The following is a 20,976-nucleotide window of genomic DNA, read 5'->3' as shown; positions in this document are numbered from 1 at the left end:
CCAAATGAAAAGGAGTTAAAATCATGGAAATCAAACTAATTCGAAATGCAACGCTCGTTGTAAAATATGCCGGTAAAAAGTTTTTAATCGATCCATTTTTAGCAGAGAAAGGTACCTATCCTCCTTTCCCAAATTCGGAAAGGCAGGATCAGAATAACCCGCTGGTTGGCTTACCAACTTCCATTGAAGAAATCATAGATCATGTAGACGCTGTTATTATTACCCATTTACATTTAGACCACTTCGATGATGCTGCCAAAGAAATACTACCAAAGAGTAGTAAACTATTTGTACAAAATGAAGAAGATGCGAAAGAAGTAGGAAAAGCTGGTTTTGAAAATGTAGAAATTCTCAGAGAAGATACTGTCTTTGAAGGAATTAAATTATCAAAAACAAAAGGTGAACACGGTAGAGGTAAAGTGGTAGAGATTGCCGGTAAGGTGTGTGGGGTTGTCTTTAGCCACCCAAGTGAAAAAACGCTATACGTAGCTGGGGATACGGTATGGTATGATGCTGTTCAAGAAGTAATTGATACGCAAAAACCAGAAATTATTGTAGTAAATGGTGGAGATAATCAATTCCTTGAGGGTGGTTCTCTAGTCATGGGTAAGGATGACATCTATGAAGTGTACAAAGCTGCGCCTCATGCAACTATTCTTTCTGTCCACATGGAAGCGGTAAATCATTGGACTTTATCTAGAGAAGAATTAAAGAGCTTTATCGAGGAGAAAGGAATTTCCTCTAATGTTCTAATTCCAGATGACGGTGAATCATGCTCATTTTAAACATAATAGTTTAGTTATTTACTTTAACAAAAAGTGCACAAACTCTTTTTCGTGTTCGTGTACTTTTTGTATTAGTATAGATTATAAATTTTAAAAATTTTCCAACTTGATGCCACCAAACCTGCTCCTTCTTACGATTATAGTTGTAGGAAGTTTTTATCGGATTAAATCCGATGAATTATTAAAAGGGAGATGGCGTATATGGAAAATCAAGTATTTGTTATTTTAAAAGATTGGTATGAGATGCATCAACAAATATTATCAGCAGGAGAGATCTTAAAACGACTAGGAACTGCGTGCAGTGGAGAGTGTTTGGTGGAGGGCGTGTACGTGTTTAATGCGTGGCTAGATGGGTTGAGGAAGGGGACTCTATGAAATATAAAGATGATACATTTATTACGACATTCCATAGCCTAATAGGGAGGACACTTCCGTGAGTTAGAATTAAGCATGGTTTTGCTATTGGTTAGAGGTACAGCTAAGCCACCAAGTAAGGTGGCTAGCACTTTGTTTCAAACCAAATATTCCATATTGTCTGGTAGTATCTATTAAACCTTTATACTTTTTTCGCTCTTAAAAAAAGTACTAAAGGCATCTTTTTTTCACCTTCATCAAGTTCATTTACACTTTTATTTTCTCTGAGTCCGGTAACAGTGAATCCAGTTTCCTGAAGTACGTTAAAATAGTCTTCTATTTTTCTATGATTTTTAATAACATCATTTTGAAACCAGTTACAAATATGTCCTCCGACATTATAATAGTCCTTAGAGTAGTTTTTATATGTAAAAAAAGGATGTTCTACTGAAAAAACAAATTGACCTTCTTTTTCTAATGCATTATAAACCTTTTGAAATATATCCGCTATATCCAATAGATAATGAAGACTCATTCGTGAAATAACTAAATTATATTTTTCCCTTGGAAAATCCCAGTCTTGCAACAGTGACCTTTCAAAATGTACACTTTTAACTGCGGAAAAATTATTCTTCGCAAAATCTATCATATTCTGCGAACCGTCCACACCCGTATAACTTAGACAATCTTGTTCTACAAAATCGAATCCAATTTCACCGTCGCCACAACCTAAATCAAGAACTTTTTTACCTTTAACTTTACCAATAATCTCAAGCAATACAGGTTTTTCAATAATATCATTTAAATTGTCTTTACTTCTTCTCTGCTTAATATATTTTTTGAATACAACTTTATCATCATAAAATTCAGAATTACGATAAATCATCGGACATCCTCCTATTTTTATTTCTTCATCCATTTAAGCAATAATTATCACAAAGTTTCTTATATTTATTATAACACTGCAATATATCAAATTTAGAATTTCCTAACAATTCCTCTACCTATTTTTTTATGATCCGCAGCTTAGAAGGCTGTTGCTCATAATTATATTTATGTAAAGGGATAAGTACAAAATGTAGAAGAATGGTAAACATAAGTTTTATCTCAATAAATGACAGAGTAACACGAATTGAGTTGATTTAATTTTCGAAATTATTTATGATAGCAGTAGTATTTATTTCCAAAAGGGAGTTTAGAGGGAATATGATGAGTAAAAAAGTGCTAATTTCATTGTTTGTTACTTTATTGGTTGTCAGTTCAGTTAGACCGGTGCTAGCAACGATATGGGAGGATCTTGAACCAGAAGAGGTAGTAGATAGAGCAGAAGTGATTGTGAAGGGTAGATATGATTTTTCAACCAACCCAATTTCCAATGAGCGAATAGTGCCCTATTGTGGTATGAAGTTCAATGTTGATAAAGTCTACGAAGGGGAGGTTGAAAACAAAATAACTGCTGGAATCGATTGCAATGATTTGGCTTTAATAGAAAAATTTCAAGAAGATGGTGGTAGTGTACTGTTATTTCTCGAGCATGGTGGCAAGGTAGGATTTTCAATTCCAGTAGCTGGACCAAACGGCATAGTTAAAATGAAAAATGGTGAAGTACAGGATGAACAAGAAAAGAGACGGGAATTTTTTACAGAGTTTTTAGAGGATAAGAATAAAGCAAATCCATTACTTTTTTATCTAGTCATTTTTGGGATAGTTATAATAGTTTTACTTTATTATGTTAAAAAGAAAAGAAGAATAGAGTGAAAAGTATTTTTGCTAGGGAAAAGTATGCGAGAATAAAGCGTTTCTTTACTATATTATCGAAGAAACGCTTTTAAATTATTTTCCAATGATTTTAATTTTTGAAACCTAATTACATAAATGAACGTATTAATCAGAAAGGAGAGAATTATATGAAAAAGACAACGTATAGATTTTTTGCAACGATATTATTCGCTTCACTTGTTTTACTTTTTGTTGGTTGTACCGAAAAATCTGAGATGAACGCACAGAATACGAAGCCACAAGGTACAGATACAAAAGATGAGAATATAGAAACAATTGACACTGTATTACAGAATACACTGAATGGTCCGAGTGATGAATTGAAAAAAATGATGAATAGCCAGGGACTCGAAGATCTAGTGAAATATGATGAAAAACTTTTTAAAGAGCATTTTGCGAATGTAACGTCTTACATGGAATACGTAAATAGCTTCGGTACAACCGTAATGATAGATCCATTGCGAGAAGGTTACCAGATCAAGGTAAAAAATATCGAATATAAAAAATCGGAATCGAAAGAAATTATTTATGATTTTACCGTTGAACTCCAGTATCAAAAAGAAGGCAGTGATTCTTGGGAAGTCGAAACGATATCTGGTGAAGCTAATTTAAATGACCAACATAAAATTGAAAATATGATTATTCGTATTGGAGACTTTTTAGGTTCTTTGCACAAAAAATAGTATTTGTGTAGTAAATAGATTGGTACAAAATGAATACATTTGATGAGACAACATGCACTTTATTTATAGGTGCATGTTGTGGGAGTGAGGGAGCATAGTGAAAAAACCTTACAATGTCATGTTAATTTTGCTATTAATATTGAATTTTTTTGTGGGAGCTGTGTTATTTCAACAAAATACATTGCTTAATGAATACAGTCAGAAGATCAAAAATCTTGAAGGAAGAATGAAAGATTTGCATGATGTGATTGAAAGCGATGTTGTTCCTAGGCTAGAGGAAATGTCTGATGACGATAAAGTATCAAAAGCAGAAGAAAAACAAGATAAATGGGAAGTTCGCTATGCGTATGTAAAAAATGGGGAAGAAATAATGACAGTTTCTACTGGTCCAAACATAGTGGCCGGAGAAGAAAATGGTTATCTATTTAGCTTCAATGAACCATTCGAAACATATAAAGGAAAAGAACTCACTATTTACGCTGTACACAAAGAGACAGGAGAAATAATTGCAGCCGTACCACCTACTACGATTAGAGAACCATCGCCTGGTTATTCTAGTTTAGGACGCTACGGTGCGAATTTTTCAGTTCCAAAAAGTGGCTTGTGGCGCTATGAAGTGAGATTAGATGGGAAAATATATGCTGATGTTGTATTAGCAGTTAAGGAATAGCTTTCTTGAATAATTTTTTCGGCATGATCTTAATTTTATAATGATTCCTATTAAAAAGAACAATTTACTTACTAATAAATTTCATAATCAAACTAACTATAACTGAAAGAATTGTATACATTGCAACCCAAATAAAAAAAGTTTCATTGAAAACGGTAAAAGTTAATATGGTAGACCCAACGAACGTTAATAGTGGAATGACAAACCATCTTTTAACTAAATAAAAGCCGATTATGGATATTAAAATAACAATTACAGGAAATATAAAAAATACTAATTGAAATTCCATATCTTTTATCACTCCTTTGTAAATTTTAACTTCAAGATATAACTTTCGGCACCGTCATTATTTTTAAGATAATCTTCCTGAAGAATTCCACATACCGCACAGTCTTTGTATTGCCCCTTGGAATTGCGGATCATATGCTTGATCACACCTTCTTGTTCCATCCCAGCTTTTCCCATGATTTTACCAGAAGCTGGGTTATCGATATTATGTGCTGCGGATATTTTGTGAATTTGCATATATCTGAAGGCAAACTCTACAACGGCTTTTAACGCTTCGGTACCATAGCCTTGATTCCACCATTTGTATCCAAGCGAATAGCTGACCTCACAGTTGTCGGTAGTATTGTCAAAATCGTATAAATCGATTTCTCCAATTAGTTCGCCACTTGCTTTTAGTGTGATAGCCCAGTAACAGAAATCTTTCCTAGCATAATCACTGACGATTCCAGCGACTCTTTCGATTGTTTCCGATACGGCTATATGGGCCGCATTTACACGATTGTCCGATACTCGCTCATCGGAGAGCCAATGGTCAAATACTTTCTGAGCATCAGTGGATTCAAATTTTCTTAGGATTAATCGATATGTTTCAATTGTTGGAGTTCCTAAAAAGTTTATCACTTTGTCATCGTTCCCTTACTATTCAATACTTAGGAAAATAACCTTACGAGATCCTCGAATTTCTCAATAATATAATCATATTCATCTACTTGTCCAAATCCATAAGCTGCATAAACAAAGGGAACCTCAGCATAACGGGATGCCTTTAGGTCACCTTCCGTGTCACCAACGTAAACAGGATGTTTTAAATTATTTCTTTCGATGACTAACTTAATGTTTTCTCCTTTAGAAAGTCCAGTTCTTCCAGGATTCTCGTAATCTAAGAAAAACTTCTCCAATTTATGATACTTATAAAATGCTTCTATGTATCCATCTTGACAATTACTTACGATATATAGCTTATATTTTTGGGCTAGCTTCTCCAGCACATTTTCCACGTTATTATATAATATGCCGCCTTGTTTCTCTAAATCCGCATTCTCTAATTCACTACATTCTTTTATTACTTTATTCCGTTCATCGTCGTTTAATTGGGGAAATAATAGTTGTCCTATTTCTTGCATCTGCAGCCCCATTGTCTTAGAAAAATCTTCTCTCGTTAATTCTTTATCAATGTGACCATTTTGCTTCAGTACACGATTCCATGTAACTAAGACGGTGTCTATTGAATTCCATAATGTCCCATCTAAATCAAAAATAATACTATCCATAATATAAATCCGTCCTTTTTGGTTTATCCGACCTTTCTGGTTTTGAAAAATCGTAACGTAACCGTTCAGTTTATTATTCATTTTAGCATAATTAACCAAATTTCATATCCTATATATGTTAAAATATTTTTATAATTTATAAATTAAGAAAGTTGAGCTTTAACAAATGACGATAACGTATAGAAGATACCAAAATAAAACTGATTATAAAAGAATATGTACTTTCTTAGAAAATAGTTATTCATCTTATGGGACCCGGTTTGATAATAATTTAACTCTTTTTGAGTTTCAATGTGCATTAGCACGCGGATTAGAAGAACCTGCTAAGGAATTTGATGAGGCATTATCTAATATTTTTCTTTGGTTTGATGGAAATGAATTAGTAGGCATACTTGAAGAGGATGCATTTTGTATAGCGAAAAATTGCAGATTTATTTTTGAAGAGATGGTTAGAATTGGAGAACAGATATATTCGGATGCTGATAACAAGTCGGAATGGAGTGTTTATGATAAGGACTCTGATTATGAACGTGTCTTACTCAATAGAGGATATGAAAAGTCAGAGGAATATTGGGTAAGAAGAGATTTTAATTTAAATAATACAATTAGCCAACGTGAGTTGCCTGAGGGGTTTTACATCGAGTCGGTACCTAACCTTAAAGAACATGAAGAAGTATATACGGCTTATAAGCTATGTTATGGAATTTTATTCAATGAAAGCATTTTTCAAAATTTCTATGAAACATCGACTTACAGAAAAGAGTTAGATTTAGTTGTTATTGGTCCGGATAGAAATGTAGTAGCATTGTGTAGTGGAAGATACGATGAAAAGAATAAACTAGCTACGATTGAAGCAGTTTCTTGCTACCACGACTTTAGAGGTAAAGGCATTAGTAAAGCATTACTCTTACATGAATTAAATGAAGCAAAAAAACTAGGTGCAGAAAAAGCTACTGTATATACTGCATCACCAGAAGAATATCCAGCACCCAACAGACTTTATGAATCGGTTGGGTTTGAATTAGTTGGTAATATATTTGTTTGGAAAAAGAATGAATAAGGTCAAATTTTCACAAGAGAAATATCTAAGGAGCGTGAGTAAATTGTTAACAAATTTGTATTTTGTAAGACATGCCCATTCTACCTATACGCCTGAAGAACTTGAAAGACCATTGTCAGAGAGTGGCTTTGAAGATGCATCTACTGTAACGGAATTGCTCAAAAAAGAGAACATTGATTTTGTATATTCAAGTACATATAAACGTGCGATTCAAACGGTTGAAGGAATTGCAAAATATATAAACAAAGAAATTAAATTAGTAGACGACTTTAAAGAACGCATACTGGCAGAAAAACCTGTAAAAGATTTTGGAATTGCTATTTCTAAAGTTTGGGAAGACTATGATTTTTCATGGGAAGGTGGAGAATCAAATAGGATTGCCCAGAGAAGAGGTGTTAGTGCAACATTATATGTATTAGAAAATAATATAGGTAAGAATATAGTCATTGGTACACATGGAAATTTGATGGTTTTAATAATGAATTATTTTGATCATAAATATGGGTTTGATTTCTGGAATGAGCTTGAAATGCCAGACATTTATAAGCTGACTTTTAAAGATAAGAAACTGGTAGATGTAAAAAGAATATGGGAGAAATCCTATAAGACAATAGGTTCAAAGTGATTGAAATGTTTTCTAATCTGTAGTATGAAACTGCACCTCCAAGAGGTGCAGTTACACTCTGTGGTATTTTGAATTGGAGGGGAGTTTTTAAAATTATTAGTTTATAGTAAATACATCATATTAATGATAGGTAGAACCTTGGTTATTATTACGGTTAACCATATCATTTATTTTTTCTCCCGCCTGTTCAACTATTTCATCAGCAATCATGACAACGTCGGTATCATATTTTTCGTTGTGTGATACATCAAATTGAAGCTTTTCTGCATATGGTGCTGATCTGTTCATCATAAAAGCAGATGTTACTTCACAGTATTTATCCCGTGCATCTTCTGCGTTTACTTTTCCCGTTACGATATCATTCATTAAGTTGAGTGCAAGAATATTAGCAGCTTCCATATCACATCGGGAAGATACTTCACCCCTTGTTCGTTCAACTATGACACTTCCATCAAACTTTGCTAATTCACTAAACATTTCTACTGGAACGGAATAGTTAATATAGTTTTCGATTACATCGGTGTGAGGTTGTGGAAAATCATGCGGAATCTCGTCGCGATAGACAATCGTTCGTTTCCATGGCCCGTTGTTATACCAAATTAGTCTGCTTTCAGTAGCTTCATTTGGAGGCCCGTATTGTTCAATTGTGAGATTAGCTGCCTTTTTAGACATTGCATTCCAACCGTTAACGATAGCATTAACCGTATCCATATCTTCAAAAGTTTTAGTCGTCTTTTCGGCACCACCAAATGTCTGCACCTTAAAATCGCTTCCCATGGAAATTCCTGCAGTTTTCAATTTGTCTTCTTGTTCCATTGTTTACCTCCTATATTCATGTTTTATTGTTAATAGCCTTTAAATCAAGGGTCTCTACTTTTACAATTTTTGATTTCTCTTCTGTCAAGCAACATTGAAGCTATTTAGTTCATCCAGGTAGACAAACCCGTTTACTACAATTTTTTATCAATTTATTTACAATACAGAGATAGTATTTGTTGTGGTTGAATAAGCTATTCATTTCATGGAATTAGACGTAGAGACCACGCGAAAACCATTTATTCGAATAGAATAATGTAAAATAAAAATATTGGAGGTGTTATATCTTGTTTCCATCTAAACCTAGGCGACCAATGCCGCCTAATCCACCTTCTAGATTTCGCGAACCTATACCAAGACGCCGTAGATCGCCTAATCCGAATTTAACTGCAATGTTTCGTAATCCGGAAGGAAATCTGGATTTAAATAAAATTAAAGACACTGCACAACAGATTAACGCTATGTATGGTCAAATAAAACCACTAATCACTACATTTATGAAAAAATAAAAGTGAAATGAGATTAAATAAAACTCCGTAATTATTTGATAGTTAGAACGGGTTTTTAAGGGTATTAAGAAATGTTATAAGATTCTTGTTGAGTTAATGGGTGGTAGTTAAACAAACTATGAAAAGAATGAAAACTATAAAATTGATCCACAGCAATCGGGCGCACTTCTTGAATAAGTGCGTCCTTCCTTCCTTAATTGAGCCTTTTTCTGGAATTACACTTAATAAGGGAATTTGTTAATTATGTTAAAATATAAAGAGAATTATGAAATAATAACGAACAGAGAAAGGGGCAATGAAAATGGATGTAAAATTTCCAATTGGAAAATTACAAGTTCCTAATAATGTTACAAAAGAAAATATTCAAGAATGGCTAAAGGAAATCGAAACTTACACGATTCGATTAAGTGAAACTATCGACTCATTAAGTGATGAGGAATTAAGTAGAACATATCGAGATGGTAGCTGGACAGTAAGTCAACTTGTTCATCACATTGCAGATTCGCAGTTGAACATGTATCAACGATTGAAGCTGGCTTTAACAGAAGAGAATCCAACAGTACCAGCTTTTGATCAAGAAAAGTGGGCAATTCAACCGGATACAAAGCTTCCTATAGAAAGTTCTATTAAAATGCTAGAAGGTATAAATGAGCGCATCGTTTCTTTAGGATATAGTTTAACCGAAGAGCAATTAGATCGAGCTTTTATTCACCAGAAAAACGGTAAAATAACAGTAGCAACAAAAGTTGCAAAACTGGCTTGGCACGAAGAGCACCACTTAGAACATATAAAAATTGCATTATCAAAATAATAAAGTTATGTATGGAATTGGCTTATCGTACTTTGATAAGCCAATTTTAAATTGAGTTTTGAAATTATATTAACTGAATACTTCTTTCCTGTATTTGTAAAAAATTATAACTTAAATGTGATGTAGGCATGTTAAAATATTTTTATAATTTAGTATTCGAATAATAGAGTGAGTTTAATTTTTAAAGTAATATAATAAGTTGCTATGAGGGTACGGAAGGGAATGGAACTTGTAGAATGATAACAAATATTGGTAACTATCAATATTCAAAGTATCTTCATGAATATAGGTCTCAAAACCCGTAGCTATAACACAAATTTAGTTCAATATTTATTGGAGGATGTGTTAAAAATTAAAATTCTTATTGGTCAACCTAAACGAGAAGATGGATTGCAGCAATTGAAACATGAAGTTAAACATAATCCGGAGGTAGATCTAATTTTATTTCCAGAGGGTTATTTTAACTCTAGCAAAATAGACGAAGTTTGTGAGTTAGCTGAAAAGTATAATACATATATCGTGACTGGTTTTATAGATGAAAACCATAAAGATAGGGCATTCATCGTAAATCGTTCAGGTAAAGTGATTTTAGAAAGAGCTAAATCGCCCGTTAATGAAATGCTATACCAACCTTCTAAAACAGAAGACAACGATCTAAAGTTTGGATACGTACTTTGTAGAGAAATTTTTCAAGGAATGGAAGGATTAGATAACGAGAAAGTTTTCATAATTTTTAATCCAATTGGGGTAGGGATGTATAGCGAAGAACAGTTTGATAAATGGACTAACGAGGCAAAGAAAATAGCGGTTGAACAAAAAGCTTTTATTATTGGCACAAGTCATGCAGATGGTTCATATAAAAATTGTGGATTTTCTATTCCAATAGCATATTGTTTCAATGAAAACGGTGAGAATATCTTGATCTCGAAGAATGATATGAGAACGAGGATATTGGATACTGAGACTCTTTTATCAGAAGTTATTGCAAAATAACTATTAGTAAAAGGATTTAAGAAAAATATGAGGTGAGTACTATGTTTACTCCAAAAGAAAGAGATTTGCTTTTCGAAACAATCACCAGCAAAATAAAGTCTTCAAATATTATTGAAGGAGTCGTTCAGCTAGGATCTGGGGTCAATGGTTACAACGATGAGTATTCGGACATAGATCTGATGGTATCAACACCAAAATATGCTGATGTGAAAAAAACAGTGAAATATGTTCAACATTGTTTATCTGAATTAAATTCGATTTATATAAAAGAAAAGGCACTTAGGATAATATTTATCTCATCATTGCTTTCATGGAGAATGGACTTGAATTAAATATCTCTATCTTGCCAACTGCATATTTAAACGTTAAATCACCTTTATGGAAGGTAGTTGTTGATAAAACAGGCAAGGTATCTGAAAAAATGAATATTGAACACGAACGTTTTACTAATAGAAAGGTGAGATATTCTATTAGTGAGGATATTTTATTTGAATTTGTTTTTAGCATGCGAAGATTCCAGATTGAATTGAAACGGAGTAATTTAATTTATGCTCTACAGGTGTTGGAGGTAATGAGGGACTATACCCTACAATTACAAGCACATAATGAAAACAAGAAACTACATCAATTTAAAGCTTTTGATTCTTTAAGATCTGATTTTATTAATGAATATTTTAATACATATCCAAATGAAATTACAATTGAAAAATTATTAATCTCTGCAAAGAAATTGAACGAACTGTTTATAAAAACTGTTCAGCAAAGTAGTGTATTTTCAATGGATGTAGAATTGAATAGGATTCTAAAATAAATTCACATGCACAAGTATGTGAGGAAGGATACGTAATGAAGGATATAGAAATTAAAAGGCTATGTATGGTAGACCAACTGGGGGAAGTAGTTGGAAAACCAACACCTGTCTCAGGTGGTCTTATGCACAAAATGTATGCGATGGAAACTACTACCGGAAAATACGCGATAAAATTCTTAAATCCTCAGATAATGCTTAGACCAGAAGCAATGCAGAATTATATTCATTCAGAACGAATTGCCAATTTAGTATCGGGCAATGTACCTGCCCTTCCAGCAAAACAGTTTAATGAGACTTTTTTACAAGATGTAGACGGTCAGTTTTATCTTATTTTCGACTGGATAGAAGGTGAGGTCCTGAGATCAAATGAAATCAATACCGTTTATTGTGAAAAGATGGGGATTATTCTTGCGGATATACATAAGACAGATTTTTCAGCACTAGGCATAAAATATAATCCACAGGTATGCGAAATAACTGATTGGAACTACTATTTAAAAATGGGAAAAGAAAGGAATGCAGAATGGGCCAATCTTTTACATGATAATATTGATAAACTGAATGATTGGAATGCTAAGGCGAGAAAAGCAACCCAATTTCTTGCAACAGATGCGGTTATTAGTCACAGAGATTTAGATTCGAAAAATGTTCTGTGGCACCAAGACAATCCGGTTCTAATTGATTGGGAGTCAGCTGGTTATATAAATCCAATGCACGACTTGATCGAAACAGCAATTTATTGGTCTGAAAATGGAACAGGAAAAATAGATAAAGTTAGATTTTTCGCTTTCATAAATGGATATAAAAAGAGATACAGAGATTTACAAGCTAATTGGAATATAGTATTGGAAAATGGGTTTTCAGGAAAATTAGCATGGCTGGAATATAACTTAAAACGATCTTTATGGATTGAATGTACGGATGAAGAAGAGCAGCGGTTGGGGACAGGTGAAGTGATTGGAACCATAAAAGAAATAAAGCAGTATGCTGATTCCATTCCTGAAATAGTAGGTTGGATGGAGAATGAGTTATAGCGATTAAGGATTTTGTTTGTTAACTATAAAAATAATAATCTGCTATTTAAATAAACAATATTAATGCTCAATAAATCTTCGAAAGGATGATTATATGGTAACCGAACGAGGTGGCGTCGGAATAGCTGTGCGTGTTGATCATTCAGTGGAAAGGGAGGTTGAAGCGCTATTTGAACGTATTCAGACCGAACAAAATGGCAGGTTAGATATTTTGGTAAACGATATTTGGGGTTCTGAATCTAACATTCAATGGGGTAAACCTTTCTGGGAAGATGATGTACAAAACTCCATACAAGTGATGGAAACCGCAATACATACCCACATGATTACAAGCCGATACGGTGTCCCGTTAATGGTGGAATGGGGAAAAGGATTAATCATAGAGATAACTGATGGGCAAACCTATAAGGTTCGTGGATCACTACCATACAGCATGGCAAAAATCGGAACAATCCATATGGCCGAGGTAATGGCCGATCAGCTAAATTGGAAAGGATATAAGGGGATAACCTCAGTAGCGTTGACACCAGGTTTTCTACGGTCTGAACAGATGCTTGAAATATTCGGTGTTTCTGAGGAAAACTGGCGTGACGGTGCAAAGGTTGATTCGAACTTCATTGCATCGGAGAGTCCTTATTATGTTGGACGCGCAGTTGCGTCGCTTGCGGCTGACCCTGAGGTACAGAGATTTAATGGTCAGGCGCTGTCTTCTTGGGGCCTTATGCATATTTATAATTTCTCGGATCTTGATGGTTCGCAACCTGATTGGGGAAAGCATTTTAAAGAGATATATGGGGAAAATGCTGAAAGATAAAAATGGTATATTTTTGGAGGAAATCAATTGAATAAAATGATAAATAATGGTTTGAAATTTCTAGACTTCTTATCGATAAAAGAAGAAGAAATCAATCAGTACCACCCAATTGCAGGCTCTTTCGCAGTGTTAAAATGTAATAATAAGTATTTACTCTGTTACAACGTTTGGCGTAAACAGTGGGAAATACCAGCTGGTCATAGAGAGAAGAATGAAGCATCAAAAGAGTGTGCAATAAGAGAACTTTATGAAGAAACAGGACAAAAAGCTTCTGATATGGACTTCAAAGGTTTGTTGAAAACAAAAAATATCTCGAGCGGTGATAGTAAATTTAATCCAGTTTACTTTACTACTACGGAGAAAATACACCCTTTTCTGGAAAATGAGGAAACATCGAAAATAAAGCTTTGGGACTTAGATGAGGAAATAGGCAATATTGATTCGGTAGATATTAGGATATTAGATTTTCTCTAAGAACAAAAGGTGATGAAAATGATCAGTATGAAAAACACAGAAATTCGAGAAGATATTTTCAATTCGATTACTAACTTTTACGGAATAACTATCATAGAATTCTCTTTAATAGAATTAGGATACAAAAACTTAAAGTGGAAAATAGAAACTGATGGAGGAAGTTTTTTTGTAAAACAATATAATAAAACTCGATATCCTGAACATGTGATCCCTGGATTAGAGAAATCATTAAGTCTACAAGATATGCTATATAAGGAAGATATTCGATGTCCTAAATTGTATTCACTTAATGATAAGTACATACGAACATCAAAGAACGGCGAACGTTTTGTCTTAATGGGATTATGTGATGGAACTAATATTGAACCTGGCTCAGCAAACGAAGGTCAAATGTATAATCTAGGTAGAATAGTAGGGAGAATGCATCGTATTTTAAATAGTAATGCAGCATTCCAAATGCCACTTCACTGGGACGTTAGATCAAAGAAGAATATGATTGAGAATTGGCAGGAAAGATGGAGTGAGGCGATACATCTGGATTGCAGCGACACATTATCAAAATTGGAAACTCAACGATTAATTCTTGAACGTAACGATATCGATCTATTCTTAAAGTGTGAAAAAAGGTTGGGGACATTGGGATTTGTTTGTAGATAATATTTTATTTAGCAATACTAGTGTTACAGCAATTCTTGATTTTGATAGGATGAACTATGTTTATCCTGAGTTTGATATCTCAAGACCTATTTTGTCTTGCTGCTTAGATAACGAAAATATACACTTAGACAGAGTTTCAGCTTTTGTTAGAGGGTATCGTGAATATCAACATCTTAGCCATGATAAGTTAATCCGTTCCATGAAGTTAACGTGGTGGAAAGAGGCGGAATGGGTGAGTGCTAAGAAAAGACAGGACTCCTCGACAATAAAAAGATTTAGTGAGGAGAATGTCTGGGTTGGTGATAACTGGGATTACTTAGACAGTATTTTTGCCGATATGTGATCTCATACCTCTATAATAATTCTTTTATATACCAGGCGTTCATGGCACTATGCTCTGAATTATCTAGTGCTCTGTCAAGTTGTTGGAAGCCTAGCTGAATGTAAAGAAGATTAGCCACTTGGAGTTTCTCTAATGTTTCTAAATAACAGTGTGTATAATGCTTCTTGGCGAAATCTAGTGCTACCTTCATGAGCTTCTTCGACAGTCCTAGACCTTGAGCTTCCGGTGTAATGTATAGCTTTTGCAGCTCGCAAATCCCTTTTTCTTGCCCAAATGGTGCAATACCCACTCCGCCTACCACTTTGTCTTGTTCATTTACTACTACCCAATACTTTGCATTTGATTCTTGCTTGTAAAATTGTGCTAGATTGCTCAGTTGGGGATCAAAATAAGCCGTACCTGGAATATCTAAATCAAATGATTCCAAAGAGCGTTTTATAATATGCTCCATTGTTTTATTGTCTTTTTGATCAATTTCACGAATTTGCATTATTGTATTCTCCGTCCCTGGTAATATTTAATAAAGACTATTATTCCTATACTTATTGCTATGATGATTCTCAGCTGTAGTATAACATTTTCGATTCCAAAAAATCATGGAGAAGAACAATTACTAATCTTTTGTTGTAAAATGTTCATATACAAAACGATTGGATTCGAAATTTAATGGTAATATAAAAGAAAATGTCACGTCAAGAAAGGGGTTTATCCGATGAGTGTTGGGCTTATTCTAGTATTTATCGTGCTATTTATTTTTGCTTTGGGAGGCACCATATTCGCATTTAAGCAAGAAGAACGTAAAATGAAAAAATACGAGGAAGAAGGACAGACACCGCAAGATGAATTAAGACGCTCAATTGAATATGAATCACAATCTATAAAGTCCAATGTTTCCAATTTAACCTGGATTTACCTTGTTACAATACTTTCGGCAATTATTGTGTTTGCGGTTTATCTTTATTTAAGTTGATCATGAAAAGGAGCGTAAGGAAAATTGATGGTCAAAGGAGGATGGGATGAGAGTAATTCTAGAATTGGCACGAATTATCATTATACTTTTTTTCCTTGGTGGACTTGCTTGGTTACTCATAGGAGAAACTTATACAGTTAACGAATCGGCTGAAGGATATCAGTGGATAGCAGGTCTTGGTATTTATGTTGCGCTTTTTGTACTGTATAGGAATAGGTTACAGTTTTCTGGATGGTATAAAGGCAAAGGACGAAAGAAGCTCTCTAAAACAACAACACTAGTACTTATAGTTTTTTCAATTATAATGATAATCTTACCACTAATTATGAGTTTTGTAATCACAGAAACTAAAATATTAACTACTTTTTAGCCTTCATTTATATGAATGTTATTTGTTTAGGTGATTTGCTACAACGGGCTACTACGAAAATCCGAAACATCTATATGAGGAATTAATATCGCAAACCGACCATAGTATCTTAGAAACTAGAGTAAGAAACATTTTAGAATATGTACATAACTGTAAGGGGAAAGACAGTGCAACGATGGTTTGTTGGGAATATAACAATACTCTTCCTGCACAATATCCGAGTGATTTACCAAACCGGGGTGAAAAAAATGTATAAAGTAATTGAAAAAAATGTGTCTAGAAACGATCAATCTACCATTGATTACACATGGATTCGTAGCGAACATGAAAATAAAAACATTTTGTATAATGTTACCAGGACTCGGCTATACAACGCAACGTCCACTTTTTCATTATGCTACAAACGTATGCATAAATAATAATGTTGACGTTCTTCACGTTAATTATAATTATAGAGACAACGAAAGAATTAAGAATCTTAATGAACTTGAACAAGATAAGTGGATGTGTGAAGATGTAAAATGCGTTATTAATTCAGTCTTGGACGGTATCACGTATGAAAAATATTTCTTTTTAAGCAAATCAATTGGAACAATACCCTTGGCATATGAATGGACTGAAAAACAGTTTATTTCTGAGAACAACACTTATGGTATATGGTTGACCCCTTTATTAAAGGAGGAACTAGTATATAATACTCTCTTGAAAACTACTATGCCTTCCTTTTATGTAATAGGAGATAAAGATCGTCATTTTGATATAGAACAAATTAATAGATTGGATTCAAGTAAAGTTGTAACAAGTCTTGTAATTCCAAATGCAGATCATAGCTTAGAAATTAAAGGCGAAATACAACGAACGATTAACATTGTAGGTGAGATTATGCGTTCCGTCGAGGATTTTATTTGTAAGTACAAGAATTAATGTTAATAGAAATGAATAGGTGACAACATTGGAGTGCATAGAATGGCACCGAATTAAATGGTTGTAACAATCATTGAAATAATGGTTTCCGTGAACTTTAATAAACCTAGACAATTGGAATACAAAAAATGGCCACATTCTTCAATAGGTTTGTGGCCATCATTCATTATAAGAGGAGTATAAAATATGTAAAGTTCTTATTTAGAATTCCCTAAAATTCTACCAATCGTTTTCTGTTCTTCAAATTTGTCAAGGTATTCAAATAAGCCAATGCGATTCCCCCAAGGGTCCTCAAATGTTGCCCATTTTACAGGAACCTCTTCTCTAGTATGAATATCAAATTTAGGTACATTTAAATCTTTCGTAATTCTGTTTCGTTCACTCTGTAAACTCTTCACCCCGAAACGTAATGGTCCACCAGATATTGCAGGATCTCCTTCAGCAACCTGTAACCAGCATCCAGGGATAAACTCCCACTCAGCAAAACCATCATGTGGTATGAAGTCTGGTTCTTTGCTGAACAATGTTTGATACCACTTTTGACCTTCCACAATATCTGTAACTCGAACTTGAATCGTCATTTCGAAAATTAACATGCCATTCCTCCATCCCTACGTTTTACTTATTTTCATTTGTCATATCGATTAGACGAATTAAGTTTCCTGAATTGTCCTTAAAGATTGCATAACGTCCAGGCGGAATGTCAAATGGTTCTTGAAGAAATTCTAAGTTTGCATGTTCTTTATAAAATTCATCAACACTGTCTACCAAAAATACACCGCCAGCGGTCAACTTACTATCTTCTTGATCTAACATTAATTGTACATCCGTACCTTCCAACTTCATTGCTGCAGTATGGTCTCCTTCGCGCCAAGCTTCGACCATGCCAAAGTTCTTGCGGTAATACTCAACAGACTCTTTTAAGTTTTTTACTGGATACGAAAGAAATACAAGCTTCACTTTTACCACTCCTTTTTTATTAACGTAACTTAATTATGTTAAAGCATAATTGAGTTATGTTTTGTTGTCAAGTGTGGTAGAATAAGAATATGAAAAATTGGATTCCTATACCTGGAACGATAAAAGCGAAAATATTGGAACTAGCAGTCAAAGAATTTAGTGCAAAAGGCTATAAAGGTGTGCATGTTAAGGAGCTTGCGAAAACAGCGGGTGTTACGACTGGAGCGATATACCATCACTTTGAGTCAAAGGTCGGTTTGTATGCAATCGTTCGCGAAGAAATGGAGCGAAGAATAGTCGATAGAATGGAGGGAGCAGCATCTGTATTCGACGATCCGATCGATTCTTTGCGGGCAGCAATACTTGTAGGCTTTGACGCAGCTGTTAAATTTGAAGCATGCAGATTGTTAAGCGAAGAAGATCCGATTAATGGTACGGATAGAATTGCTGATTTTCTACAAACGATCCAGACAGACAAAGTTATAGGTTTATCGTATATTTTACCTGCAGCATGGAGAGCAGGGTTACTTGCTGTAGAAGAAGGAAAGCTTTCTGTTGATGAAGCTCGAAAAACTTTGGAATGGTTTTTTGATGGGGGAGGGAAGTAGTCAATTAATTGTTTGTACTCACTAGCAAAAGTATGCATTTCTTTTTAAATGAATTTGTAAAATTCTTATACAGGCAAATATGGTCACTAATATTATTGTTTGCATTAGTGTTTTATGAAGCACAGAATTCCAATGAAAGAGTAAATGGTGAATGGTATCTTTTACTCTGAGATCCCGATAATATTATAGGAAGTTTACAGCCACCTGAATTGAAGATGGCTGGCAAATGCTGTCTAAAAAGAATACGGGTTACTTCACTAACTTTAGTTTTCTCGTAACTTGAGAATGTAGTTGACTTACGTTCTTATGTAATTTCTTATTTAAGTATGAAACTTTTTTTGATAATGAAGCCTCTTTATATAATAGGTTCATCAGTCGATCTAGCTCCTGACTACATTCAACTGTTGCTTTATTTGTAAATCCTTTGGTGAAAGCTAATGTAATCATTTCCTGTCTCTTTTTACTAATAGACTCTTTCAAATTTTCTTGAGTATACAATCTTGATTTTCCTTTCCTGTAGTACTGAATTACCATTCAGTATTATCCAGAAATTCTTTCTTAATGTAAATACTTTTGACAAAGAAAGACAAAGAAAGACAAAAATAGATGAATATAAAGTGCTAGGAAATATGCAACCGTATATGAATTTTTGATGGTGAGTAAAACACCACACGTAGTCTACCTAGAAATAAAAATCACTTGTTCACGGTGGCTACAAGTTTTTGGGCGATTTAATAGTAAAGAATAGAAAAGAGGATATAGAATGAATTAAAATATTGAACTTACAATGAAGGCATAATACGTTGAATGTAACAGAATGAATTGGAACTTCAGAGATTATGAAGTTCCAATTATTACGTCAATAATATTGTGCTTAAGTTTCAGCGCGAAACGTTTTACCTAATTCCTCACTTAGTCCAAAGTAGTGCCGGAAATTGTATATCAGTGGACTCCATTTATTTGGGTCAATATGATGCTCATCAATAACAATTTCTTGATGAGCATGTACGTGAACAGCTTGTACTTCAACTATACCAAAAATAGGATTATATTCAGGTATTCTATAATTTTTCACTTCAGCTTCTATCTGCAATGGACATTCATCTACTCTAGTAGGCTGAACTGACTTGGATTTTTTTGGTGTAAGGCCCGAAATGCTATATTTGTCCTTCTCAAAACGAAAGCCAGCTTCCTGTTTATAATCTGGAACAGGATTGCTACCTGTAAAGGGTGCTAATGCTTCAACGTTTTTCCATAATGATGGATTAGGTACATTAACAACACAATCAGAGCCTCGCTGTATATTTTCCATTGCTTTTCCTCCTAGCCCAAGCCCTAGAACAATGCAATTTCCAAGTCCCCAAGAAGAAGATATTGGTGAAATATTTGTGGTACCATCCTCATTAAGGGTAGTAAGTAACACTACTGGTGTGCCATAGTAAAGAATTTTAGGTTTGATTTCTTGATCTTTTTTGCAAGTTTGAACCAACTTGTTTTCCCTCCTGTAAAATGTTGTACAAAACCAGTATAAAGTTATAAAACTTCAATTATGATCGAAATATGAATGTTGATAAAATAATTGTTTTAAAACAACATTTCAATTATTATCGAAGTATGAAAACAAACAGGGAGGATTCTATATGAACGCTAATCCAAACATTTCTGAAGTGGCAAAAATGCTTAGCGAGTCTTCAAGGTCATTGATTTTAACAAGTCTTATGGATGGTCGTTTTCATACTGCTTCAGAATTGGCATACATGGCGGGGATCAAGCAACAAACAGCAAGCTTTCATTTATCAAAACTAATGGATGCCGGCCTAATTATAATGGAAAAGCATGGACGACATAGGTATTATCAATTAACCAATGATGAAATTGCTCAGGTGTTAGAGTCATTCCTAACTATTGCACAGCCACCTGAAATCCGTTCACTAAAACAGTCATCACAAATGAAGGCACTTAAATCTGGACGCACTTGCTACGATCATTTGGCAGGTGAACTCGGAGTTAGCGTGACACAGGCGATGTTGCAAGAAGGCATTATTGTAAAAGGTGAGAACGAATTTATTGTTTCTGATAAAGGGGGAGTGTTTTTTGAGGAATTCGGCATAAATATTTTGGACCTACAACAAAAACGTCGCTCTTTTTCTCGAGTATGTTTAGATTGGAGCGAGAAACAGCATCATCTTGCTGGCTCATTAGGCGAAGCGATTACACTTAAATTTTTTGATCTGAAGTGGATAGAACGACATGTATCCAGTCGTGCGGTAAAGGTTACGGAGGAAGGGAAAGTAGGGTTAAGGAAGATGTTTAAACTTGATGTATGAGTGTAAAATCGGTTTATAAATAGATAATGCAATTAAGGAG

General features: G+C 34.1%; 32 protein-coding genes. 22 read left to right on the top strand and 10 right to left on the bottom strand.

The features are described from left to right. Nucleotides 1-23 precede the first annotated feature (23 nt). Both ACY9Z2_RS06025 and ACY9Z2_RS06020 read left to right on the top strand, forming a co-directional pair. Nucleotides 24-785: an MBL fold metallo-hydrolase gene (locus ACY9Z2_RS06025; RefSeq protein ID WP_463608714.1), complete on the top strand. Its 762-nt coding sequence runs from the start codon at nucleotides 24-26 to the stop codon at nucleotides 783-785. Nucleotides 786-986: 201 nt separating this feature from the next. Beyond that, on the top strand, nucleotides 987-1,160 hold the full coding sequence (locus tag ACY9Z2_RS06020) for a hypothetical protein (RefSeq protein WP_463608713.1): 174 nt from the start codon (nucleotides 987-989) through the stop codon (nucleotides 1,158-1,160). A gap of 181 nt (nucleotides 1,161-1,341) precedes the next feature. Here the strand turns inward: ACY9Z2_RS06020 and ACY9Z2_RS06015 are convergent, their stop codons facing one another. Then, nucleotides 1,342-2,025, bottom strand: a complete 684-nt coding sequence (locus tag ACY9Z2_RS06015) for a class I SAM-dependent DNA methyltransferase (protein ID WP_463608712.1) — start codon at nucleotides 2,023-2,025, stop codon at nucleotides 1,342-1,344. Between the two features lie 323 nt (nucleotides 2,026-2,348). Here ACY9Z2_RS06015 and ACY9Z2_RS06010 point away from each other — a divergent pair, with 323 nt between their 5' ends. The 3 genes from ACY9Z2_RS06010 to ACY9Z2_RS06000 all read left to right on the top strand — a co-directional run bounded on the left by ACY9Z2_RS06010 (nucleotide 2,349) and on the right by ACY9Z2_RS06000 (nucleotide 4,271). Further along, nucleotides 2,349-2,897, top strand: coding sequence for a hypothetical protein (locus ACY9Z2_RS06010; RefSeq protein WP_463608711.1), 549 nt, complete (start codon nucleotides 2,349-2,351; stop codon nucleotides 2,895-2,897). 149 nt (nucleotides 2,898-3,046) lie between these two features. After that, nucleotides 3,047-3,601 carry a hypothetical protein gene (locus ACY9Z2_RS06005; protein ID WP_463608710.1) on the top strand — a complete coding sequence of 185 codons (555 nt, stop codon included), beginning with the start codon at nucleotides 3,047-3,049 and terminating at the stop codon, nucleotides 3,599-3,601. A gap of 97 nt (nucleotides 3,602-3,698) precedes the next feature. Then, nucleotides 3,699-4,271: a hypothetical protein gene (locus tag ACY9Z2_RS06000; protein WP_463608709.1), complete on the top strand. Its 573-nt coding sequence runs from the start codon at nucleotides 3,699-3,701 to the stop codon at nucleotides 4,269-4,271. A gap of 64 nt (nucleotides 4,272-4,335) precedes the next feature. On the opposite strand, the gene ACY9Z2_RS05995 is transcribed toward ACY9Z2_RS06000, so the two are convergent. Genes ACY9Z2_RS05995 through ACY9Z2_RS05985 form a run of 3 tightly spaced genes read right to left on the bottom strand, consistent with a single transcriptional unit; the run spans nucleotide 4,336 to nucleotide 5,830 of the window. Beyond that, nucleotides 4,336-4,560 carry a DUF2651 family protein gene (locus tag ACY9Z2_RS05995; protein ID WP_463608708.1) on the bottom strand — a complete coding sequence of 75 codons (225 nt, stop codon included), beginning with the start codon at nucleotides 4,558-4,560 and terminating at the stop codon, nucleotides 4,336-4,338. Nucleotides 4,561-4,568: 8 nt separating this feature from the next. Next, the gene (locus ACY9Z2_RS05990; RefSeq protein WP_463608707.1) at nucleotides 4,569-5,180 is read right to left on the bottom strand and encodes a GNAT family N-acetyltransferase; all 612 of its coding nucleotides are present in this window, start codon (nucleotides 5,178-5,180) and stop codon (nucleotides 4,569-4,571) included. A gap of 29 nt (nucleotides 5,181-5,209) precedes the next feature. Further along, a complete protein-coding gene (locus ACY9Z2_RS05985) occupies nucleotides 5,210-5,830 on the bottom strand; it encodes an HAD family hydrolase (RefSeq protein WP_463608778.1) in 621 nt (206 codons plus the stop codon). A gap of 166 nt (nucleotides 5,831-5,996) precedes the next feature. Between ACY9Z2_RS05985 and ACY9Z2_RS05980 the strand changes: the two genes are divergently transcribed. Both ACY9Z2_RS05980 and ACY9Z2_RS05975 read left to right on the top strand, forming a co-directional pair. Beyond that, nucleotides 5,997-6,890, top strand: a complete 894-nt coding sequence (locus ACY9Z2_RS05980; RefSeq protein ID WP_463608706.1) for a GNAT family N-acetyltransferase — start codon at nucleotides 5,997-5,999, stop codon at nucleotides 6,888-6,890. A 43-nt stretch (nucleotides 6,891-6,933) separates the two neighbouring features. After that, nucleotides 6,934-7,515, top strand: coding sequence for a histidine phosphatase family protein (locus ACY9Z2_RS05975; RefSeq protein ID WP_463608705.1), 582 nt, complete (start codon nucleotides 6,934-6,936; stop codon nucleotides 7,513-7,515). Between the two features lie 120 nt (nucleotides 7,516-7,635). Here the strand turns inward: ACY9Z2_RS05975 and ACY9Z2_RS05970 are convergent, their stop codons facing one another. Further along, nucleotides 7,636-8,331 (bottom strand): hypothetical protein, encoded by a 696-nt coding sequence (locus tag ACY9Z2_RS05970; protein WP_463608704.1) that lies wholly within the window; start codon nucleotides 8,329-8,331, stop codon nucleotides 7,636-7,638. Between the two features lie 287 nt (nucleotides 8,332-8,618). On the opposite strand from ACY9Z2_RS05970, the gene ACY9Z2_RS05965 reads away from it, so the two are divergent. From ACY9Z2_RS05965 to ACY9Z2_RS05920, 10 genes are all read left to right on the top strand, one after another. Next, complete coding sequence (locus ACY9Z2_RS05965; protein WP_463608703.1) at nucleotides 8,619-8,840, top strand: YppG family protein; 222 nt, start codon at nucleotides 8,619-8,621, stop codon at nucleotides 8,838-8,840. Between the two features lie 301 nt (nucleotides 8,841-9,141). Next, a complete protein-coding gene (locus ACY9Z2_RS05960) occupies nucleotides 9,142-9,651 on the top strand; it encodes a YfiT family bacillithiol transferase (protein WP_463608702.1) in 510 nt (169 codons plus the stop codon). A 342-nt stretch (nucleotides 9,652-9,993) separates the two neighbouring features. Continuing rightward, complete coding sequence (locus ACY9Z2_RS05955; protein ID WP_463608701.1) at nucleotides 9,994-10,644, top strand: carbon-nitrogen hydrolase family protein; 651 nt, start codon at nucleotides 9,994-9,996, stop codon at nucleotides 10,642-10,644. Nucleotides 10,645-10,685: 41 nt separating this feature from the next. After that, entirely contained in the window at nucleotides 10,686-10,976 is a 291-nt protein-coding gene (locus ACY9Z2_RS05950; protein WP_463608700.1) for a nucleotidyltransferase domain-containing protein, read from the top strand. Further along, complete coding sequence (locus tag ACY9Z2_RS05945) at nucleotides 10,955-11,455, top strand: hypothetical protein (protein WP_463608699.1); 501 nt, start codon at nucleotides 10,955-10,957, stop codon at nucleotides 11,453-11,455. The genes ACY9Z2_RS05950 and ACY9Z2_RS05945 overlap by 22 nt, the downstream gene beginning before the upstream one ends. Nucleotides 11,456-11,490: 35 nt before the next feature. Beyond that, a complete protein-coding gene (locus ACY9Z2_RS05940) occupies nucleotides 11,491-12,489 on the top strand; it encodes an aminoglycoside phosphotransferase family protein (RefSeq protein WP_463608698.1) in 999 nt (332 codons plus the stop codon). 94 nt (nucleotides 12,490-12,583) lie between these two features. Next, nucleotides 12,584-13,303 carry an SDR family NAD(P)-dependent oxidoreductase gene (locus ACY9Z2_RS05935; protein WP_463608697.1) on the top strand — a complete coding sequence of 240 codons (720 nt, stop codon included), beginning with the start codon at nucleotides 12,584-12,586 and terminating at the stop codon, nucleotides 13,301-13,303. A 36-nt stretch (nucleotides 13,304-13,339) separates the two neighbouring features. Next, nucleotides 13,340-13,777: an NUDIX domain-containing protein gene (locus ACY9Z2_RS05930; RefSeq protein WP_463608777.1), complete on the top strand. Its 438-nt coding sequence runs from the start codon at nucleotides 13,340-13,342 to the stop codon at nucleotides 13,775-13,777. A gap of 12 nt (nucleotides 13,778-13,789) precedes the next feature. Then, complete coding sequence (locus tag ACY9Z2_RS05925) at nucleotides 13,790-14,434, top strand: phosphotransferase (RefSeq protein ID WP_463608696.1); 645 nt, start codon at nucleotides 13,790-13,792, stop codon at nucleotides 14,432-14,434. 49 nt (nucleotides 14,435-14,483) lie between these two features. After that, a complete protein-coding gene (locus ACY9Z2_RS05920; RefSeq protein WP_463608783.1) occupies nucleotides 14,484-14,777 on the top strand; it encodes a hypothetical protein in 294 nt (97 codons plus the stop codon). A 10-nt stretch (nucleotides 14,778-14,787) separates the two neighbouring features. On the opposite strand, the gene ACY9Z2_RS05915 is transcribed toward ACY9Z2_RS05920, so the two are convergent. Beyond that, the gene (locus ACY9Z2_RS05915; protein WP_463608695.1) at nucleotides 14,788-15,267 is read right to left on the bottom strand and encodes a GNAT family N-acetyltransferase; all 480 of its coding nucleotides are present in this window, start codon (nucleotides 15,265-15,267) and stop codon (nucleotides 14,788-14,790) included. Nucleotides 15,268-15,489: 222 nt separating this feature from the next. On the opposite strand from ACY9Z2_RS05915, the gene ACY9Z2_RS05910 reads away from it, so the two are divergent. From ACY9Z2_RS05910 to ACY9Z2_RS05900, 3 genes are all read left to right on the top strand, one after another. Beyond that, nucleotides 15,490-15,747 (top strand): hypothetical protein, encoded by a 258-nt coding sequence (locus ACY9Z2_RS05910; RefSeq protein WP_463608694.1) that lies wholly within the window; start codon nucleotides 15,490-15,492, stop codon nucleotides 15,745-15,747. A gap of 46 nt (nucleotides 15,748-15,793) precedes the next feature. Beyond that, nucleotides 15,794-16,117 carry a hypothetical protein gene (locus ACY9Z2_RS05905; protein ID WP_463608693.1) on the top strand — a complete coding sequence of 108 codons (324 nt, stop codon included), beginning with the start codon at nucleotides 15,794-15,796 and terminating at the stop codon, nucleotides 16,115-16,117. Between the two features lie 270 nt (nucleotides 16,118-16,387). Then, nucleotides 16,388-17,041, top strand: a complete 654-nt coding sequence (locus ACY9Z2_RS05900) for an alpha/beta family hydrolase (RefSeq protein WP_463608776.1) — start codon at nucleotides 16,388-16,390, stop codon at nucleotides 17,039-17,041. Between the two features lie 197 nt (nucleotides 17,042-17,238). Here the strand turns inward: ACY9Z2_RS05900 and ACY9Z2_RS05895 are convergent, their stop codons facing one another. Continuing rightward, complete coding sequence (locus ACY9Z2_RS05895) at nucleotides 17,239-17,637, bottom strand: VOC family protein (RefSeq protein ID WP_463608692.1); 399 nt, start codon at nucleotides 17,635-17,637, stop codon at nucleotides 17,239-17,241. A 22-nt stretch (nucleotides 17,638-17,659) separates the two neighbouring features. After that, nucleotides 17,660-18,001: a VOC family protein gene (locus ACY9Z2_RS05890; protein ID WP_463608691.1), complete on the bottom strand. Its 342-nt coding sequence runs from the start codon at nucleotides 17,999-18,001 to the stop codon at nucleotides 17,660-17,662. A gap of 89 nt (nucleotides 18,002-18,090) precedes the next feature. Here ACY9Z2_RS05890 and ACY9Z2_RS05885 point away from each other — a divergent pair, with 89 nt between their 5' ends. Further along, entirely contained in the window at nucleotides 18,091-18,609 is a 519-nt protein-coding gene (locus ACY9Z2_RS05885; protein ID WP_463608690.1) for a TetR/AcrR family transcriptional regulator, read from the top strand. 249 nt (nucleotides 18,610-18,858) lie between these two features. Here ACY9Z2_RS05885 and ACY9Z2_RS05880 read toward each other — a convergent pair whose 3' ends face one another. Then, entirely contained in the window at nucleotides 18,859-19,107 is a 249-nt protein-coding gene (locus ACY9Z2_RS05880; protein WP_463608689.1) for an aspartyl-phosphate phosphatase Spo0E family protein, read from the bottom strand. A 376-nt stretch (nucleotides 19,108-19,483) separates the two neighbouring features. Continuing rightward, nucleotides 19,484-20,098 (bottom strand): flavin reductase family protein, encoded by a 615-nt coding sequence (locus ACY9Z2_RS05875; protein WP_463608688.1) that lies wholly within the window; start codon nucleotides 20,096-20,098, stop codon nucleotides 19,484-19,486. 151 nt (nucleotides 20,099-20,249) lie between these two features. On the opposite strand from ACY9Z2_RS05875, the gene ACY9Z2_RS05870 reads away from it, so the two are divergent. Beyond that, nucleotides 20,250-20,936: an ArsR/SmtB family transcription factor gene (locus ACY9Z2_RS05870; protein ID WP_463608687.1), complete on the top strand. Its 687-nt coding sequence runs from the start codon at nucleotides 20,250-20,252 to the stop codon at nucleotides 20,934-20,936. Nucleotides 20,937-20,976: the final 40 nt, after the last annotated feature.

Source organism: Virgibacillus sp. GM2-2 (assembly GCF_055329585.1).
The sequence above is the reverse complement of the archived record's forward strand: the minus strand, read 5'-3'. Positions and strand labels throughout refer to the sequence as shown.

What these genes read in the sequence shown, in the direction of transcription:
- ACY9Z2_RS06025 (WP_463608714.1), top strand. Translation starts at nt 24, where the DNA reads ATGGAAATCAAACTAATTCGAAATGCAACGCTCGTTGTAAAATATGCC.
- ACY9Z2_RS06020 (WP_463608713.1), top strand. Translation starts at nt 987, where the DNA reads ATGGAAAATCAAGTATTTGTTATTTTAAAAGATTGGTATGAGATGCAT.
- ACY9Z2_RS06015 (WP_463608712.1), bottom strand. Translation starts at nt 2,025, where the DNA reads ATGATTTATCGTAATTCTGAATTTTATGATGATAAAGTTGTATTCAAA.
- ACY9Z2_RS06010 (WP_463608711.1), top strand. Translation starts at nt 2,349, where the DNA reads ATGAGTAAAAAAGTGCTAATTTCATTGTTTGTTACTTTATTGGTTGTC.
- ACY9Z2_RS06005 (WP_463608710.1), top strand. Translation starts at nt 3,047, where the DNA reads ATGAAAAAGACAACGTATAGATTTTTTGCAACGATATTATTCGCTTCA.
- ACY9Z2_RS05995 (WP_463608708.1), bottom strand. Translation starts at nt 4,560, where the DNA reads ATGGAATTTCAATTAGTATTTTTTATATTTCCTGTAATTGTTATTTTA.
- ACY9Z2_RS05985 (WP_463608778.1), bottom strand. Translation starts at nt 5,830, where the DNA reads ATGGATAGTATTATTTTTGATTTAGATGGGACATTATGGAATTCAATA.
- ACY9Z2_RS05980 (WP_463608706.1), top strand. Translation starts at nt 5,997, where the DNA reads ATGACGATAACGTATAGAAGATACCAAAATAAAACTGATTATAAAAGA.
- ACY9Z2_RS05970 (WP_463608704.1), bottom strand. Translation starts at nt 8,331, where the DNA reads ATGGAACAAGAAGACAAATTGAAAACTGCAGGAATTTCCATGGGAAGC.
- ACY9Z2_RS05960 (WP_463608702.1), top strand. Translation starts at nt 9,142, where the DNA reads ATGGATGTAAAATTTCCAATTGGAAAATTACAAGTTCCTAATAATGTT.
- ACY9Z2_RS05950 (WP_463608700.1), top strand. Translation starts at nt 10,686, where the DNA reads ATGTTTACTCCAAAAGAAAGAGATTTGCTTTTCGAAACAATCACCAGC.
- ACY9Z2_RS05945 (WP_463608699.1), top strand. Translation starts at nt 10,955, where the DNA reads ATGGAGAATGGACTTGAATTAAATATCTCTATCTTGCCAACTGCATAT.
- ACY9Z2_RS05940 (WP_463608698.1), top strand. Translation starts at nt 11,491, where the DNA reads ATGAAGGATATAGAAATTAAAAGGCTATGTATGGTAGACCAACTGGGG.
- ACY9Z2_RS05935 (WP_463608697.1), top strand. Translation starts at nt 12,584, where the DNA reads ATGGTAACCGAACGAGGTGGCGTCGGAATAGCTGTGCGTGTTGATCAT.
- ACY9Z2_RS05930 (WP_463608777.1), top strand. Translation starts at nt 13,340, where the DNA reads ATGATAAATAATGGTTTGAAATTTCTAGACTTCTTATCGATAAAAGAA.
- ACY9Z2_RS05925 (WP_463608696.1), top strand. Translation starts at nt 13,790, where the DNA reads ATGAAAATGATCAGTATGAAAAACACAGAAATTCGAGAAGATATTTTC.
- ACY9Z2_RS05920 (WP_463608783.1), top strand. Translation starts at nt 14,484, where the DNA reads ATGAACTATGTTTATCCTGAGTTTGATATCTCAAGACCTATTTTGTCT.
- ACY9Z2_RS05915 (WP_463608695.1), bottom strand. Translation starts at nt 15,267, where the DNA reads ATGCAAATTCGTGAAATTGATCAAAAAGACAATAAAACAATGGAGCAT.
- ACY9Z2_RS05910 (WP_463608694.1), top strand. Translation starts at nt 15,490, where the DNA reads ATGAGTGTTGGGCTTATTCTAGTATTTATCGTGCTATTTATTTTTGCT.
- ACY9Z2_RS05905 (WP_463608693.1), top strand. Translation starts at nt 15,794, where the DNA reads ATGAGAGTAATTCTAGAATTGGCACGAATTATCATTATACTTTTTTTC.
- ACY9Z2_RS05900 (WP_463608776.1), top strand. Translation starts at nt 16,388, where the DNA reads ATGTGTCTAGAAACGATCAATCTACCATTGATTACACATGGATTCGTA.
- ACY9Z2_RS05895 (WP_463608692.1), bottom strand. Translation starts at nt 17,637, where the DNA reads ATGTTAATTTTCGAAATGACGATTCAAGTTCGAGTTACAGATATTGTG.
- ACY9Z2_RS05885 (WP_463608690.1), top strand. Translation starts at nt 18,091, where the DNA reads ATGAAAAATTGGATTCCTATACCTGGAACGATAAAAGCGAAAATATTG.
- ACY9Z2_RS05870 (WP_463608687.1), top strand. Translation starts at nt 20,250, where the DNA reads ATGAACGCTAATCCAAACATTTCTGAAGTGGCAAAAATGCTTAGCGAG.